Source organism: Streptosporangium sp. DT93, assembly GCF_049844535.1.
Lineage (GTDB): Bacteria > Actinomycetota > Actinomycetes > Streptosporangiales > Streptosporangiaceae > Streptosporangium.
In genome coordinates this window covers 287,549-303,650 of record NZ_JBNCLF010000009.1, presented here as the reverse complement: position 1 = coordinate 303,650, position 16,102 = coordinate 287,549, and the positions used below count along the sequence as shown (strand labels likewise).

The following is a 16,102-nucleotide window of genomic DNA, read 5'->3' as shown; positions in this document are numbered from 1 at the left end:
GTCACCGGTACTCTTGGGCGGCGTGGCGCCCCGGCGCCGCCGTGAAGGGAGAACGGAAGCGGTGAGGTCGTCATGAGCGCCGAGCGGGTCGCGCAGCTTGAGTACTCCGAGTTCCAGGCGGCGATGCTGGACGAGGAGAAGCGCCGCAGGAAGGCCGCGAAGATCGTCGCGGTGCTCGGTCACTTCCTCGGCCGCGAGAGCGACGTCCTGGCCGGCCTGACGGTCGCCGACATCGGCTGCTCGGCCGGCTTCATCGCCGACGAGCTGGCCTCGGCGGGCGCCCGCAGGACGTTCGGCGTCGACATCGACGTGCCGGGGCTGCGCAGGGCGGCCCAGCGGTTCGGCGAGCGGGTCGAGTTCGTCTGCGCCGACGGCACCGCGCTGCCCTTCCCCGACGGCTCGATCGACGTGCTGGTCTTCAACCACATCTACGAGCACGTGGTCGACCCGGACGCGATCATGGCGGAGATGCGCCGGGTGCTCTCCGGCGACGGCGTCCTGTACCTCGGGCTGGGCAACCGGCTCGGGGTGATGGAGCCGCACTACAAGCTGCCGTTCCTGTCCTACCTGCCGCCCGCCCTGGCCGACCGCTACGTGCGGCTCTCCGGCCGGGCCGACAGCTACTACGAGCGCTACCGCACCCGGCGCGGCCTGCGCCGGATGGTGCGCGGCCTGCGGGTGTGGGACTACACCTTCCCCGTGCTCGTCACCCCGGCGGCCTTCGCCGGGAGCGAGCTCTTCCCCGGCGTGGTGGGGCGTGCGGCGGGTGCCGTGCTGTCGCGGCTGCCCCGGCCGGTGCTGCGGGCGCTGCTGCCGGTGGTGCCCACCTACCTGTGGGTGGCGACCCGGGGGGAACGCCGCCCGGCCGGGCGTTCCCTGCCCCGGCCGCCGGAGCCGGTGCGCCCGCTGTGACCCCTCCGGCCGTGCCCGCCTCCCGCGCGTCCGCGGTGAAGCGGCTGGCCCGGTTCGCCTTCCTGGCCCTCGCGCTCGGGTTCGGCGCCTGGGTGGTGGTGAGGCAGTGGGACGAGATCCGCGACGGGTTCGCCCGGCTGTCCTGGACGTCGGTGGCGCTCTCCCTGGTCGCGGTGGTCGCCGCGCTGTGCGGCGGGATGATGACGTGGCGGGCGCTGCTGGCCGACCTGGGCTCGCCGCTGCCGCTGCGCGCCGGGGCGCGGGTCTTCTTCGTCGGCCAGCTCGGCAAGTACATCCCCGGCTCGCTCTGGCCGGTGATCGCCCAGATGGAGATGGGCCGGGAGCTGGGCGTGCCGCGCTCGCGCAGCGCCGCCGCGTTCTTCCTGACCCTGCCGGTGCAGCTCGGCAGCGGGCTGCTGGTCTCCGGGGTGACGCTCTCGGCGACCCTGCCGGGCTCGGTCGCGCCGTACGCGTGGGCGTTCCTGCTGGTCCCGGTGCTGGCGGTGGCGTTCCGGCCCCGGGTGGTCAACGCCGTCCTGGGGTTCGGGCTGCGCAGGCTGGGGCGCGAGCCGCTGGAGCGCCCGCTCACCCGCCGGGGCGTGCTCACCGCGCTGGGCTGGGCCCTGGCCGGCTGGACCGCCTACGGCCTGCACCTGGCGGCGATCGTCTCCGACCTCGGCCCGCGCGCCTCCCCGGGGTTCTCCGCCCTGTCGACGGCCGCGTTCTGCGTCGGGGCGTTCGCGCTCTCCTGGTGCCTGGGCATCATGACGTTCGTCGTCCCGGCCGGCGCGGGCGTGCGGGAGGTCGCCATGGTGGCCGTCCTGGCGCCGGTCCTGGACCGGGGGCCGGCCATCGCGGTGGCGCTCTGCTCCAGGATCGTGATCATCGCCGGGGATCTTCTCTGCGCCGGCCTGGCCGGTCTGGCGGCACGCCGCGCCGAGGGGTCCCGTGAGGACCACGCTTCGGGAAAAGCCGTGTGATTTCCCCCACGTTTTCGGAGCTCCGGGCAATAGAGTAAACAAGGCAGGGGGACGATCGTCCCGCGCGGATCTTGAGGGGAGCGATCCTTCGTGTCGCCCAGAGTGCTCGTCGACGCGGCCGCCGTCCCGGCCGATCGCGGTGCGCTGATCCGGTACGTCGACGGGCTCGTCGCCGCGCTGGACAGGGCGGGCGCCGATCTCGCGGTCGTCTGCCAGCGTGCCGACGCGGCCCGCTACGCCGCTCTGGCGCCCTCCGCACGGGTCGTGCCGGGGCCTCACGCGATCACCAACCGGGCCGCGCGCCTGACGTGGGAGCAGACGGGCCTGCCGTTCCTGGCCCGTCAGGTCGGGGCCGAGGTCATCCACGCCCCCTTCTACTCGATCCCGCTGAGCCCGGGCCTGCCCACCGTGGCCACCGTGCACGACCTGACCGCCTTCACCGAGCCCCTGCAGCACGACGCGGTCAAGGCGGCGTTCTTCCGGGCGGCGACCCGCACCGCGGTGCGGCACGCGACCCGCGTGATCGTGCCCTCCAAGGCGACCAGGGACGAGCTGATCCGGCTGCTGTCGGCCGACCCGACCCGCATCGACGTCGCCTACCACGGCGTCGACCCGGCGCTGTTCCACCCGCCGTCCGAGCGCGAGATCCGGCACGCCTCCGACCGGCTGGGCCTGCACGGCACCCCGTACGTGGCCTTCCTCGGCCCGCTGGAGCCCCGCAAGAACGTGCCGAACCTGATCCGGGGCTTCGTCCGCGCCGTCCAGGATCTTTCCGACCCGCCCGCCCTGGTGCTCGCCGGGGGCGTCCGTGACGCCGCGGTGGACGCCGCGGTGGAGGAGGTCCCCTCGACCGTGCGGGTGCTGCGCCCCGGTTTCCTCTCCTTCGCCGACCTGTGCGGCTTCCTCGGCGGGGCGTCGGTCGCGGCGTTCCCCTCGCGGGGCGAGGGCTTCGGCCTGCCGGTGCTGGAGGCCATGGCCTGCGGCGCGCCCGTGCTGACCACACACCGCACCTCGCTGCCCGAGGTGGGCGGCGACGCGGTCGCCTACACCGAGCCGGACGCCGAGAGCATCGCGGACGCGCTGCGTACGCTGCTCTCCTCGTCCGAGCGCAGGAAGGCGCTGTCCGTGGCCGGGATCTCCCGCGCCAAGGAGTTCACCTGGGAGGCGTCGGCGGAGGCGCATATGCTCTCCTACCAGCGCGCGGCCGAGCAGTGAGTTAACCTCGCGGAATGACGGAGACCCCTTTGCCGGATCTTGAGGCGATCCTTCTCGTCGGCGGGCAGGGAACGCGCCTGCGTCCCCTGACGCTGGGCACGCCGAAACCGCTGCTGCCCACCGCCGGGGTTCCCTTCCTGGCCCACCAGATCGCCCGCGCCAGGGCGTTCGGCGTGCGGCGCATCGTGTTCGCCACCTCCTACCGGGCGGAGATGTTCTCCGAGGCGTTCGGCGACGGCGAGGCGTTCGGGCTCGCGCTGGAGTACATGACCGAGGAGATCCCGCTCGGCACCGGCGGCGCCATCCGCAACGCCTCCGCGGCGCTCACGAGCGGCCCGGACGACCCGGTGCTGGTGCTCAACGGCGACGTGCTCTCCGGCCACGACATCGGCGACCAGATCGCCACGCACGTGGCCCGCAAGGCCGCCGTCACCCTGCACCTGACCGAGGTGGAGGACCCTTCCCGCTTCGGCTGCGTGCCGACCGACTCCCGGGGGAGGGTGACGGCCTTCCTGGAGAAGACCCCCGACCCGGTCACCAACCGGATCAACGCCGGGTGCTACGTCTTCACCCGCTCGGTGATCGACACGATCCCGGAGGGCGAGGTCGTCTCGGTCGAGCGCCAGACGTTCCCCCGCCTGATCGAGGACGGCGCCCTGGTGCTCGGGTACGCCGACGCCTCCTACTGGCTCGACGTGGGCACGCCGTCGGCCTTCGTGCAGGGCTCCCGCGACCTGGTGCTGGGCCGCCTGGCCTCGCCCGCCCTGCCGGGTCCCACCGGCGACTTCCTGGCCCTGCCCGGAGCCATGATCTCTCCCGAGGCGGAGGTCTCCGGCGGGTCGGTGATCGGGGCCCGCGCGATCGTGGAGGCGGGCGCGCAGGTCAGGGGCAGCGTGCTGGGCGACGACTGCGTGGTGCACTCCGCGGCGGTCGTGGTCGACTCGGTGGTCGGGATCGGCGCGCGGATCGACTGTGGAGCGGTCCTGAGGGACGTGGTGGTCGGCGACGGGGCCGTGGTCGGCCCGGGGAACGAGCTGCTCGCCGGAAGCCGCGTCTGGCCCGGCGTCGTGCTGCCCGAGTCCGCGATCCGCTTCTCCAGCGACATCTGACGGCCGCGGCGCGGACGGCGGGGTCTTCGGTGGTCGCCCTCGGCCCGGTCGCGGCGCGGGAACGCGAGTGGCGTGCCCCGTGGCCGGTGGATCCGGCCCTGGTGCTGGGCCCGCACCGGCGCGGCCCGGGGGATCCCACGATGAGGGCGGAGCCGGGCGGGGCCGTCTGGCGGACCTCGCGCACCCCCGACGGGCCGGGAACGCTGCGGGTGGCGGCGGCGTCCGGCCGGGTGGCGGCCACGGCGTGGGGGCCGGGGGCCGACTGGATGCTGGCGACGCTTCCGGCGCTGCTCGGCGCCGACGACGACGTCTCGGGGTTCGTCCCCGGGCACGAGGTGGTGCGGAACGCGGCCAGGCGCTATCCGGGGCTGCGGATCGGGCGGACGTCGCGGGTGCTGGAGGCGCTGGTGCCGGCCGTCCTGGAGCAGAAGGTGGTCGTCACCGAGGCCAGGCGGGCGTGGCGGTGGCTGCTGGGCCGCTACGGCGATCCCGCGCCGGGGCCCGCGCCGGAGGGGATGCGCGTCTTTCCCGGACCCGAGGTGTGGCGGTCGATCCCGTCGTGGGACTGGCACCGCGCCGGCGCCGAGGCCGTGCGGGCCCGGACGATCGTGAACGCGGCCCGGCACGCCGGGAAGCTGGAGGAGAGCGGGGGCAGCGCCGAGGTGGACCGGCTGCTACGGGCGCTGCCCGGGGTCGGGGTGTGGACGTCGGCCGAGGTGCGCCAGCGTTCGCACGGCGACGCGGACGCCGTCTCGGTGGGCGACTTCCATCTGCCGTCGCTGGTCGGCTGGTCGCTGAGCGGGGCACGGGCGGACGACGCGGGGATGCTGGCGCTGCTCGCTCCCTACCGGGGGCACCGGCACCGGGTCAGCAGGCTGCTGCGGTTGGGCGGTTCGCGGCCACCCGCTCGCGGGCCGCGGGCACCCGTACGCGATCATCGGCGGTTCTGAGGGCGCCTTCCCCGGGGGAGGGGTCGTGGCGCTGCCAGTCGCGGCTGTCGCGGCTGTCGGCTCCGATCATCGGGGCGAGAACGGCGACGGCGATGAGGACGAGAACGAACCAGATCATTTTCAGCTCCTGGGGTCGAGGTCCGGGGTGGATCGCCCCGTAGGTCCGGCGGATTCCCGCGGGAGCGGGGCCGGTGCGATGCCTTAAATCTATGCAACCGCAAGCATTTATGTCTATCGAGAGTTGCTTGCCATAACCCTTTAGGAGAACTGAAGTATCGCCCTGAGGTGGCACGACCCGCCGCCCCGGCACCTCCGGCCGCGCCGTAGTGTGCCGTCATGAGCGCCAACCCCACCGACACCGCGATGCGCCGGGCACTTGCCAGGGCCCGCGACGGCAAAGCTCTCGACATCACCGAAGCGACCGTCCTGCTGCACGCGCGGGACGAACATCTACAGACCCTGCTCGGCCACGCCGGCCGGGTCAGGGACGCGGGGCTGGAGGCGGCCGGCCGGCCGGGGGTCATCACCTACAGCCGCAAGGTCTTCATCCCGCTGACCCGGCTGTGCCGCGACCGCTGCGGGTACTGCACGTTCGCCACCGCCCCGCACAAGCTGGAGAGCATGTTCCTCAGCCCCGACGAGGTGCTGGAGATCGCCCGGCAGGGCGCCGCGACGGGGTGCAAGGAGGCGCTGTTCACCCTCGGGGACCGGCCGGAGGACCGCTGGCACCAGGCCCGCGAGTGGCTGGACGCGCACGGCTACGACGACACGCTCTCCTACGTGCGCGCGATGGCCGTACGGGTGCTGGAGGAGACCGGGCTGCTGCCGCACCTGAACCCGGGCGTGATGACCTGGCAGGACCTGCAGCGCCTCAAGCCGGTGGCGCCCTCGATGGGCATGATGCTGGAGACGACCTCCCGGCGGCTGTTCGAGGAGAAGGGGCAGGCCCACCACGGCTCGCCCGACAAGGACCCCGCCGTGCGGCTGCGGGTGCTGGAGGACGCCGGGCGGACGAACGTGCCGTTCACCAGCGGCATCCTGATCGGCATCGGCGAGACGATCGCCGAGCGCGCCGATTCGCTGTTCGCGCTGCGCAGGGTCGCGCGCGAGTACGGCGGCCTCCAGGAGATCATCGTCCAGAACTTCCGCGCCAAGCCGGACACCGCGATGCGCGGCATGCCCGACGCCGACCTCCAGGAGCTGGCCGCCACCATCGCGGTGACCCGGCTGGTCATGGGACCGAGGATGCGGGTGCAGGCCCCGCCGAACCTGGTCGACGCCGAGTACGGGCTGATGATCGGCGCGGGCATCGACGACTGGGGCGGCGTCTCGCCGCTGACACCCGACCACGTCAACCCCGAGCGTCCCTGGCCGCAGATCGACGAGCTGGCCGCCCGCACGGCCGAGGCCGGGTTCGCGCTGCGCGAGCGGCTGACCATCTACCCCGAGTACGTGCTGGCCGGGGAACCCTGGCTGGACCCCAGGCTGAACGCGCACGTGGCCGCGCTGGCCGACCCCGCGACCGGCCTGGCCCGCGAGGACGCGGTCGTGACCGGCCGCCCCTGGCAGGAGCCCGACGGCGGCTTCGTCGCGCTGGGCCGGGTCGACCTGCACACGGCCGTCGACACCGAGGGGCGCAGCGCCGACCGCCGCGCCGACTTCGACGACGTCTACGGCGACTGGGAGGCGGTCAGGGAACGGCTGCCCGGCGCGGGCACCGGGACCGCCGCCGGCGCCATCGGCGCCGGTTTCGCGGACGGCGCGGGGGCCGCCGGTGCGGCGGGCCGGGTCGCGGCGGACGTGCGGGAGGCGCTGCGCGCCGCCGAGAGCGACCCGGCCGGCCTCAGCGACGCCCACGCGCTCGTCCTGCTCGGCCTGGCCGGGGACCAGCGCGGCGCGGGCGCCGACGACGCCGCGCTGGACGAGCTGTGCCGGATCGCCGACGGCCTGCGCAGGCAGGCGGCCGGGGACGAGGTCACCTACGTGGTGAACCGGAACATCAACTTCACCAACGTCTGCTACACCGGCTGCCGCTTCTGCGCGTTCGCCCAGCGCCGTACCGACGCCGACGCCTACACGCTCTCGCTGGAGCAGGTCGCCGACCGCGCCTGGGAGGGCTGGCAGGCCGGGGCGACCGAGGTGTGCATGCAGGGGGGCATCCACCCCGACCTGCCCGGCACGGCGTACTTCGACATCGCCAGGGCGGTCAAGGCGCGGGTGCCCGGGATGCACGTCCACGCGTTCTCGCCGATGGAGGTCATCAACGGCGCCAGCCGCACGGGCCTGTCCATCGAGGACTGGCTGATCGCCGCCAGGGAGGCGGGCGTGGACTCCCTGCCCGGCACCGCGGCCGAGATCCTCGACGACGACGTGCGCTGGGTGCTGACCAAGGGCAAACTGCCCACCGCCGAGTGGGTCGAGGTCATCTCGACCGCGCACCGCACCGGCATCCCGACCACCTCCACGATGATGTACGGCCACGTGGACACCCACGCCCACTGGGTGGCGCACATCCGGCTGATCCGCCGCATCCAGGAGGAGACCGGCGGGTTCTCCGAGTTCGTGCTGCTGCCGTTCGTCCACCACAGCGCACCCATCTACCTGGCGGGCATCGCCCGGCCCGGGCCGACGGCGCGGGAGAACCGGGCGGTGCACGCGCTGGCGCGCGTCCTGCTGCACGGCGCGATCGCCAACATCCAGTGCTCCTGGGTGAAGCTCCAGGACGACCTCTGCCGCCAGGTCCTGCTGGGAGGGGTCAACGACCTGGGCGGCACGCTGATGGAGGAGACGATCAGCAGGATGGCCGGGTCGGAGAACGGCTCGTTCAAGACGATCGGTGAGATCGAGGCCATGGTCGCCCACACCGGGAGGCCGGTGCGCCAGCGGACCACCTCCTACGGCGTGCCGGACGCCGAACGCCTGGCCGCCGCCGCGGCCAGCGACGGCGTCTGCCGCAGCGTGCGCGGGGCCGGTCTGCCGTTGCTCATGCCGGAGCCGTCTGCGAAGTTATAACGAGTTCTATATTTCCTTGCCCCGCGGGCGGGGGGGCTTGGGACAATCGTCATTCCCCTCTAGCGAGAGGTCTCCGCGTGCCCTCCTCCGGTCGACACCGTGTGGCCGCCGGCGCCGAGCGGCGCCGGCGGCAGGCCCGCCTGCGCCTGTCGCTGGCGGCGGTCGCGATCGCCGTCGCCCTGAGCGGGGTCGTCGTGCTGGTCTCCGGCAAGGTGAGCGGCTCGTGCTCCGCCCGTGACCCGGTGCTGGTCGACGTCGCCGCGGCCGTCGACATCGCCCCGACCGTCATGGAGGCCGCCTCGCGGTTCAACCGGAACCGGACCGGGGTCGAGGGCCGGTGCGTGCTGGTGCAGGTGACCGAGCAGCCGCCCGCCACCGTGCTCCGCACCCTGCTGGGCGGCACCGCCGGGGTGCTCGGCAGCCGTCCCGACGGCTGGATCTCCGACTCCTCGGCGTGGATCAGGCTCGCCCGCAAGCAGGGGGCCGCGGACCTGGCCGGCACCGAGACGGTGATGGCGACCTCGCCGCTGGTCTTCGCCACCCGTACCTCCCTCGCCCGGAGTTTCGCCGTCGGCAGGACCGACATGAACTGGCGGATGGTGTTCCCGGCGACCACCCGCGGCCGGATCCGGCCGACCGAGAAGGAACCCGACGTGGTCCGCGTCCCCGACCCGTCGCTCGCCGGGGCGGGGATCGCGACCGTGGCCGCGGCCAGGGACGTGGTCGGCAGCGGTGCCGAGGCCGACCGGGCGCTGACCGCGTTCGTCCGCTGGGCGCAGGCCGGGTCGGCGCCGGACTACCGGAGCATGCTCGCCGCCGTCGACGACCGGTCGTTCTGGCGGCGGCCGGTGGTGATCGTGCCCGAGCAGTCGGTCTGGCAGCACAACCGCAGCCCGTCCGCCGACCCGGTCGTCGCGCTCCATCCCCGGGAGGGGACCGTCAACCTCGACTACCCGTACGTGGTGACCTCCTCCGACGAGGCCAGGGCGAGCGGGTCGCGGGCGTTCGCGGACTGGTTGCGCTCCCCGCAGATCCAGGAGGCGGCCCGCAGGGCGGGTTTCCGTTCGGCGGACGGCTCCCAGGGGCCCTACGACCCGGGGCCGGGGATCCCGACCGAGGCGCCCCGTACCCGGCCGAGCATCCTGCCCGCGCGGATCGACGAGGCGCTGGAGGCCTGGAGCAGGCTCGCCCCGCCGACCAACATCCTGGTGCTGGCCGACACCGGCAGGCACATGGCCGAGCCGATCAGCGGCAAGAAGGGGAAGACCAGGCTGACCGTCGCCCTGGAGGCCGCCCGGCTGGGCCTGCAGCTCTTCCCCGACTCCACCCACATGGGCATGTGGGAGTTCTCCTCGGCCAAGGGCGCCGACCAGCGGGAGCGGGTGCGCCTGGGCCCGATCGCCGAGCCCGACGGCGGGCGGTTCGTCCGGCGCGGGCTCCTGGACGAGCTGACCCGCACCCTGCGCGCCGACGCCCGGCGGCCCAGCGCCCTGCACGACTCGATCCTCGCCGGGTTCCGCGAGGTGACCGGCGCCTACGACGAGAGCATGAACAACACCCTGCTCGTCATCACGGCCGGAAAGGACGACGGCGAGGGCGTCTCCGTGGGCGAGCTGGAGAAGGCGCTGCGCGAGGAGTGGGACCCCGAGGCGCCGGTCCAGGTGGTCGTCCTGGCGTTCGGCACCGACCTCGACCGCGCCGCCCTGGCCCGGGTCGCCGCCGTCACCAACGGCTCCCTGCACGTCGCCCAGCGCCCCGAGGAGATCATCGACGTCTTCCTGTCCGCGCTCGCCCGGCGATTGTGCCACCCGACCTGCCGCGACCCCGCCTGAGCGGTGCCGTACGGGCGGCTCCGGCGGGTGCTCCGGGTGCGCCCGGTGTGTGCGGCGGCCCGGCTCGGGCGGTGACCGGGTGCGGGGTGGTCGGATGCGCGGTGGCCGGGTGCGGGGCGGCTCAGCGTACGGCGATGAAGTCGGACGCGTGCCGGGGGGCGCGGTCGCGGGGAGGGGCGGCGGCGTGGCCGATCGCGACGGCGCCCATCGGGTCCCAGGAGGAGGGCAGGTCGAGGACCTCGCGGACCACGTCGCGGCAGAACATCGTGGATGACACCCAGGCCGACCCCAGGCCCTCCACCGCGAGCTGGACGAGGAAGTTCTGCACCCCCGCACCGGCCGCCACCACGAACATCTCCCGTTCGGCGGCGTTGCGCCGGTCGTCGCGGTAGGTGTGCGCGCCGTCCGCCACCAGGCACGGCACCGCCAGGTACGGGGCCGCCCGCAGCACGTCACCCCGCCTGATCCGCCTGGCCACCGACTCCTCGGAGAACCCGTCGCCGCGCAGGTCGGCGATCCAGGCCTCGCGCATGGCGTCGAGCAGCTTCTCCCGCGTCGCGGCCGACTCCAGCAGGACGAACCGCCAGGGGGTCGTGTGGTGGGGGGCGGGAGCGGCGATCGCGGCCGCGACCGCCCGGCGGACCGCGGCGCCGTCCACCGGCTCCGGGGAGAACTCCCGGACGGTCCTGCGGGCGAAGACCACGTCGCGTGAGCCGTAGCGGAACATGTCGTCGGCCGAGGAGCGGACCAGCTCGCGGACGCCAGGACCGTCCTCCTCGGTGGTGTACTCGGCCAGGCCCCGGATCACCGCCACCGGGGTCTGCGCGAGCTTGCCCTTCACCAGGTCCCCGGCCGCGGCGAACTCGTCGGCGACGGCGGTCAGGGTCACCTCCAGGGCGTTCCCGTGGTCGTCGGACATGCCCCGGTAGTCGAGGGCGGGGGTGACCCCGGCCAGGCCGACCGCCATGTCGGTCTGGCCGTTGCGCCACGGGCGGCCGAAGGTGTCGGAGACCACCACGCCGACCGAGACGCCGAGCAGCTCGGCCAGGCGTGTCCTGATCGCCGACGCCGAGGCGTCCGGGTCGGCCGGGAGCAGGACCACCGTGCCCTGCCGGGTGTTGGAGGCGTCGACCCCGGCCGCGGCCATGACGAACCCGTGTGAGGTCTCGGCGATCACGGTCTCGCCCCTGCGGGCGACCACCCGCCTGGTCTCGGCCGCCACGGCCTCGGCGCGCGGCACGCCGTGCAGGACCCGGCCCTCGGCCTTGCTCGCGATCTTGGAGGTGACCACCAGGATGTCGCCGTCGCGGAGGGCAGGCAGGGCCGCGGCGATCAGCTCGCCGAGGTCGTCGCCCTCGCGCACCTCGGGCATGCCGGGTACGGCGAAGATCTCCACCGTGAGGTCCTGGGGTTCGCGCCCGGCCCCGCGCGCCGTCCGGCTCGTCACGCCTCCTCCCCGGAGGGGAGGCCCAGGGGGGTGGCGCCCGTGGTGGCGCCCGTGGTGGCGTCCGTGGTGGCGTCCGTGGTGGTGACGGTGCCGCTCGGGGCGGGGGAGCCGGTGGCGGGGGTGTCGGTGGCGGGAGCGTCTGTGGAGGCCAGGCGGAGGGCCAGGTCCAGGGTGGCGCGGGCGAGGGCGGCGGCGGAGTCGAGGTCGTGCATGATCAGCGGGAGGGCCTCGACCTCCACGCCGTCCAGGGCGACCCCGGCGTCCTCCTCGGCGACCAGCCAGCCGTTCACCAGCGACGCCCCGTACAGCTCCAGGACGGCCTGCGCGGTCGTGGGCACGCCGATCGCGGCCAGGCAGGCGTCGGCCATGCCCCGGACCGGGGCGCCGCCGACGATGGGCGAGACCCCCACGACCGTCTTGCCCTCCAGGGCCTCGCGGATGCCCTTGATCTGCAGGATCGTGCCGATGCTGACGACCGGGTTGGACGGCGGCAGCAGGACCACGTCGGCCTCGGCGACGGCCTCCAGCACCCCGGGGGCGGGGACGGCCTGGTCCGCGCCGACCAGGATGATCTGCTCGGCGGGCACCGAGGCGCGCAGCCGTACCCACCACTCCTGGAAGTGGACGGCGCGCCGGCCCCGCTCGTCGGAGATGACCACGTGGGTCTCGGTCCGGTCGTCGCTCATGGGGATCAGGCGGACGCCCGGCCGCCAGCGCGCGCACAGGGCCTCGGTGACGGCCGAGAGAGGGTACCCGGCGTCGAGCATCTGGGTGCGCACGATGTGGGTGGCGAAGTCGCGGTCGCCCAGGCCGAACCACTGCGGTTCCACGCCGTAGGCGGCCAGCTCCTCCTTGACGACGTGCGACTCCTGCCGCCGCCCCCAGCCCTGCTCCTCGTTGATGCCGCCGCCCAGCGTGTACATCACGGTGTCCAGGTCGGGGCAGACGCGCAGGCCGAAGAGGCTGATGTCGTCACCGGTGTTGCCGATGACGGTGATCTCGGAGTCGGGGGCGGTGGTACGGAGGCCCCGCAGGAAGCGGGCGCCGCCGATCCCGCCGGCGAGGGACACGATGCGCATGCCGTCCAGTGTTCCACTAGGTCGGCGCGGGCGCGGGCGGGGTACGGCGCAGGTCAACGGGGGGTCCGCTCGCAGCGTCGTTCACATCGCCGGTACGGCCGAACCGACTGTCTGAAATATGCATATATGTGGGTCAATGGAGTACTTATGGGGGTGGTGGGCTTCCTGGGACCACCGGCGGCAAAGTCAGCCATGTGCAAAACTGACCCGGGTTTACCTAAAGACCCTATGGGGGTAGTTGTGATCAATGTCGAGGCGGGCCGGCTCCGAGAACCGGCGGCGTGGCTCATGGTCGCCGTCGCGTCCGCGAGCGTTCTCGTCGGCATCGAGCGCCTGCTGTTCGGGGGGTCCGCGTTCGGGGGTTCCTCCTTCTCCGCGCGCGCGGCGATCCACCTGGGGACCTTCACCTCGCCGGTCACCGTCGCCCTGCTCGTCGGGGCCGTGCTGCTGGCCACCCACCTCGGCCCGGTGATCGAGCGGCTGCGGCCTCTGGCCCTCGCGGTGGCGGTCACCCTCGGGCTCTCCGTGCTGTTCGGCGTGATCGGCCTGCTCGGCGGTCTGTTCGGCGGCGCGACGGACGTCCGGGAGAAGATCGAACTCCTCCTCGTCCACCTGCCCTCCCTGGCGCTGGTCGCGATCGCGCTGCTGTACGTGCTGCCCCGCGCGATCCCGGCCGCCTCGGCGACCGGCGGGTCGCGCGGCCAGGGCGTCCCCGGTCGTCCCTACGGGGTGCAGGACCGGCACCTCGGCAACGACCGCCCGCACGGTCCCGGGTACGGCCCTGGGCCGACGGGGGAGCAGGGGCACTTCCAGGGTCCGGGGCCGAACCCCTCCCGCGAGCATGCCCCTTACCCGGGCGCTCCGTCCCAGGGGGCACCGTTCCACGGGGGACCGTCTCAGGGTGCGCCGTTCCAGGGCGCTCCGGAGGGCCGGGACCCGCGTGACGGGTACGGCCACCCCCACGGCGCTCCCGCCCAGGGTGCGGGTCAGCCGCGGGAGCACTTCTCCCAGCAGGGTTTCCACCCCCAGGACCGGCCCGTGCAGGAGACGCCTCCCGCCACGCCCCCGCAGATCCCGTACGGCCGCCCGGCGCTCCCGCCCGCTCCCGTACGTGCCTCCACCGATGCCCCCGCCGCCGAGAGCACCGCCGGGGGCGTCCCCTCCGAGGGGTACGACCGCCACGTCTCCGCGCCGGTCGGGGACCAGCCCTCCTGGGCGGGTCACCCGCAACAGGCCGGTCACGCGCAGCAGGCCGGTCACGCGCAGCAGGCGGAGAACCGGCAGCAGGCCGAGAACCGGTCCCACGCCGAGGACCAGGCCTGGCCGGGACGGCTGCGGACACCCGAGCAGCAGGCCTCCCAGCGGCCCGCCCCGGAACCGGCCTCCCCGCTGTCGGCCCCCCTTCAGGGACACGACCCGAGCCCGTACGTGGCCGCGGACGTCCAGCCCCTGGCGGCGTCGTACGATCCGCCGTCCTTCACGTCCGCGCCGGGCGAGCAGCGGGCCGGGACGGACCCGCGACCGCCCGACCCGCTCTCCTCCGACCCGGTGTACGGGCGGACCGACCCGCAGGATTCCGGGCGGCGCGCCGAGTCCCCGGGGTGGCAGGAGGCGTTGTCGCCGGAACTCCCCGGCCGGCACTCCGAGCCGCAGCCGCAGAGCACCGGATGGGCCGAGGCGCAGCAGCCGGGATACGGGCAGCACCACTCCAGCCCGCGCCTGCCGGACCCGCTGTCCGACGACTCCTTCTCCACCAGCCCGCGCCTGCCGGATCCGCTGTCCGGTGACTCCTTCTCCTCCAGTCCGCGCCTGCCGGATCCGCTGTCCGGCGACTCCTTCTCCAGTCCGCGTCTGCCGGACCCCCTCTCCTCGGCTCCGGCGTCCGCAGGGCCTCTCTCCTCCGAGCCGGTGTACGGGCGGACCGACCCGCAGAGTCCGGGATGGGGGACCGACACCCCGCTGTACGAGCACCGGGCCGAGCAGGGCCAGGGCGGTTCCGCTCCCTCCGGAGGCCAGGAGGGACCGGGGTGGGACCCGCCGTCGTACGGACGGCAGGAGTCCTCGCCCGCCGGGTCCTCCGGCTGGTACCCCGACTCCCCGGCGCCGGCGTCCGAACGGTCCGAGCAGTGGTCCCCCGACCGGTCCGAGCAGGAGCGCCGGGCCGAGCCGCAGGGACACGGGTATCCGGAGCCGCAGGGGTACTCAAGGCCGGAGTCCGGGAACCACCCGCGACCCGGCCTCCAGGGCTTCGAGCACCGGCAGGACCCCCAGGGCTTCGAGCACCGCCAGGGCGCGCAGGACCCCCAGGGCTTCGAGTATCGCCAGGACACCCAGGGCTCCCAGGACCCCCGGGGTCTCGGGCATCAGCAGGGCGCCTACGCCCCCGACCTCCAGGCCGCCGCCCCCCGGGGGCAGCAGGCGCCGGACGGCCCGGCCGGGGCGAACCTCGCTCCCGACGACGTCTCCGCGTCGCCGTTCGAGGACCGTCCCTCGTCGTTCGGCGACCCTTCCGCGTCGCCGTTCGGGGACCGGGCGCCGGCCCCCTTCCCCACCCCGCCGGAGAACTACGGCGGCCCGGCCGCGGCCCCGAACGCGGACCCCGGGTACTCGTCGACCGCGCCGGACCTGCACTACCCCACCCCCGACCCGGTGGACCTGAGGTCGCAGCAGATGGCCCAGGCGTACCAGCAGGCGAAGAACTACCAGCAGACGCGGGGCGGCGAGCCGCCGCTCCGCGTTCCCGAGTACGGGACGCCGGGATACGGCGACCCGTTCGGGCACCCGCAGACCTCGCAGGTCTCCCAGTACCCCGAGGCCGGGCCCGCGCACGACCAGCCCGCGCCGAACCAGCAGACGCCGAACCAGCAGGGCTGGCAGAACCAGCCCCGGCCAAGCCGGCACGAGCAGGACCAGCACGTCCACGACCGGTACGGGCAGGCCCCGCCGTCCCAGGACCGCTACTCCCAGGCGCAGCCCTCGCAGGACCTCTACTCCCAGCAGCCCGTCCAGAACCAGCCGCAGTACCCGCCGCGTGACGAGCAGCGCTGGGACACCGCGTCCTCGGCGTCCTCGGCGTCCTCGGCGTCCTCGGCGCCCCCGGAGTCCCCGGCGTCCGAGGCGACGCTCAGGTTCGATCCGGCCGCCTACCGCGACGACCCGCTGGGTGCCCCCGCCCCGCCCGTCGCGCCGTCCGCACCCACTTCAGCGCCCGTCCCCGAGAGGTGGGACTCGCAGCCGATAGACCCCACCGCGATCTACCGGCCCGAGCAACGCCGGGGACAGGTCACGGATGAGGAAACCCCCGATACGGAGAAGGTGGGCCCCGGTCAGGATCAGAACATCTCCTGGTACGGTTCCGACCGCCGAGAGCGCTGAGCCCCTGGCGGTCACAGCGATCACCTGGTGCAATTGCCGTCGTGGCAGGCAGACGACCCACAACCGGGGAGAGCAGGTCTTTCCCCGGATACCAGCATGCCGCTTGACGTCACACCGAGCACACGCGTGTAATTACACACGTGTTGTTACGCCTTCCTCTGGGTGGGTAAGGGGCAGGCGTTCATTGGGGG

The 16,102-nt window shown here is 74.0% G+C and carries 10 protein-coding genes; 8 read left to right on the top strand and 2 right to left on the bottom strand.

From position 1 onward, the window contains the following. Positions 1–72 precede the first annotated feature (72 nt). From ACLQ2R_RS21450 to ACLQ2R_RS21420, 7 genes are all read left to right on the top strand, one after another. Positions 73–912 carry a class I SAM-dependent methyltransferase gene (locus ACLQ2R_RS21450; protein ID WP_425961948.1) on the top strand — a complete coding sequence of 280 codons (840 nt, stop codon included), beginning with the start codon at positions 73–75 and terminating at the stop codon, positions 910–912. Then, positions 909–1,892, top strand: coding sequence for a lysylphosphatidylglycerol synthase domain-containing protein (locus tag ACLQ2R_RS21445; RefSeq protein ID WP_425961946.1), 984 nt, complete (start codon positions 909–911; stop codon positions 1,890–1,892). Before ACLQ2R_RS21450 ends, ACLQ2R_RS21445 begins: the two co-directional genes overlap by 4 nt. 90 nt (positions 1,893–1,982) lie before the next feature. After that, positions 1,983–3,107 (top strand): glycosyltransferase family 4 protein, encoded by a 1,125-nt coding sequence (locus tag ACLQ2R_RS21440; RefSeq protein ID WP_425961945.1) that lies wholly within the window; start codon positions 1,983–1,985, stop codon positions 3,105–3,107. A 14-nt stretch (positions 3,108–3,121) separates the two neighbouring features. Beyond that, the gene (locus ACLQ2R_RS21435; RefSeq protein WP_425961944.1) at positions 3,122–4,216 is read left to right on the top strand and encodes a sugar phosphate nucleotidyltransferase; all 1,095 of its coding nucleotides are present in this window, start codon (positions 3,122–3,124) and stop codon (positions 4,214–4,216) included. A 29-nt stretch (positions 4,217–4,245) separates the two neighbouring features. Next, positions 4,246–5,166 (top strand): DNA-3-methyladenine glycosylase family protein, encoded by a 921-nt coding sequence (locus ACLQ2R_RS21430; protein ID WP_425961942.1) that lies wholly within the window; start codon positions 4,246–4,248, stop codon positions 5,164–5,166. Positions 5,167–5,529: 363 nt separating this feature from the next. Next, on the top strand, positions 5,530–8,178 hold the full coding sequence (locus ACLQ2R_RS21425; RefSeq protein WP_425962010.1) for a bifunctional FO biosynthesis protein CofGH: 2,649 nt from the start codon (positions 5,530–5,532) through the stop codon (positions 8,176–8,178). Positions 8,179–8,279: 101 nt separating this feature from the next. After that, positions 8,280–10,010 carry a substrate-binding and VWA domain-containing protein gene (locus tag ACLQ2R_RS21420; RefSeq protein ID WP_425961940.1) on the top strand — a complete coding sequence of 577 codons (1,731 nt, stop codon included), beginning with the start codon at positions 8,280–8,282 and terminating at the stop codon, positions 10,008–10,010. A 121-nt stretch (positions 10,011–10,131) separates the two neighbouring features. Here ACLQ2R_RS21420 and ACLQ2R_RS21415 read toward each other — a convergent pair whose 3' ends face one another. Then, positions 10,132–11,406 (bottom strand): coenzyme F420-0:L-glutamate ligase, encoded by a 1,275-nt coding sequence (locus ACLQ2R_RS21415; RefSeq protein WP_425962008.1) that lies wholly within the window; start codon positions 11,404–11,406, stop codon positions 10,132–10,134. Between the two features lie 47 nt (positions 11,407–11,453). Continuing rightward, the gene (gene cofD, locus ACLQ2R_RS21410) at positions 11,454–12,536 is read right to left on the bottom strand and encodes a 2-phospho-L-lactate transferase (RefSeq protein WP_425961938.1); all 1,083 of its coding nucleotides are present in this window, start codon (positions 12,534–12,536) and stop codon (positions 11,454–11,456) included. Between the two features lie 240 nt (positions 12,537–12,776). Here cofD and ACLQ2R_RS21405 point away from each other — a divergent pair, with 240 nt between their 5' ends. Then, positions 12,777–15,911 (top strand): hypothetical protein, encoded by a 3,135-nt coding sequence (locus tag ACLQ2R_RS21405; protein WP_425961937.1) that lies wholly within the window; start codon positions 12,777–12,779, stop codon positions 15,909–15,911. Positions 15,912–16,102: the final 191 nt, after the last annotated feature.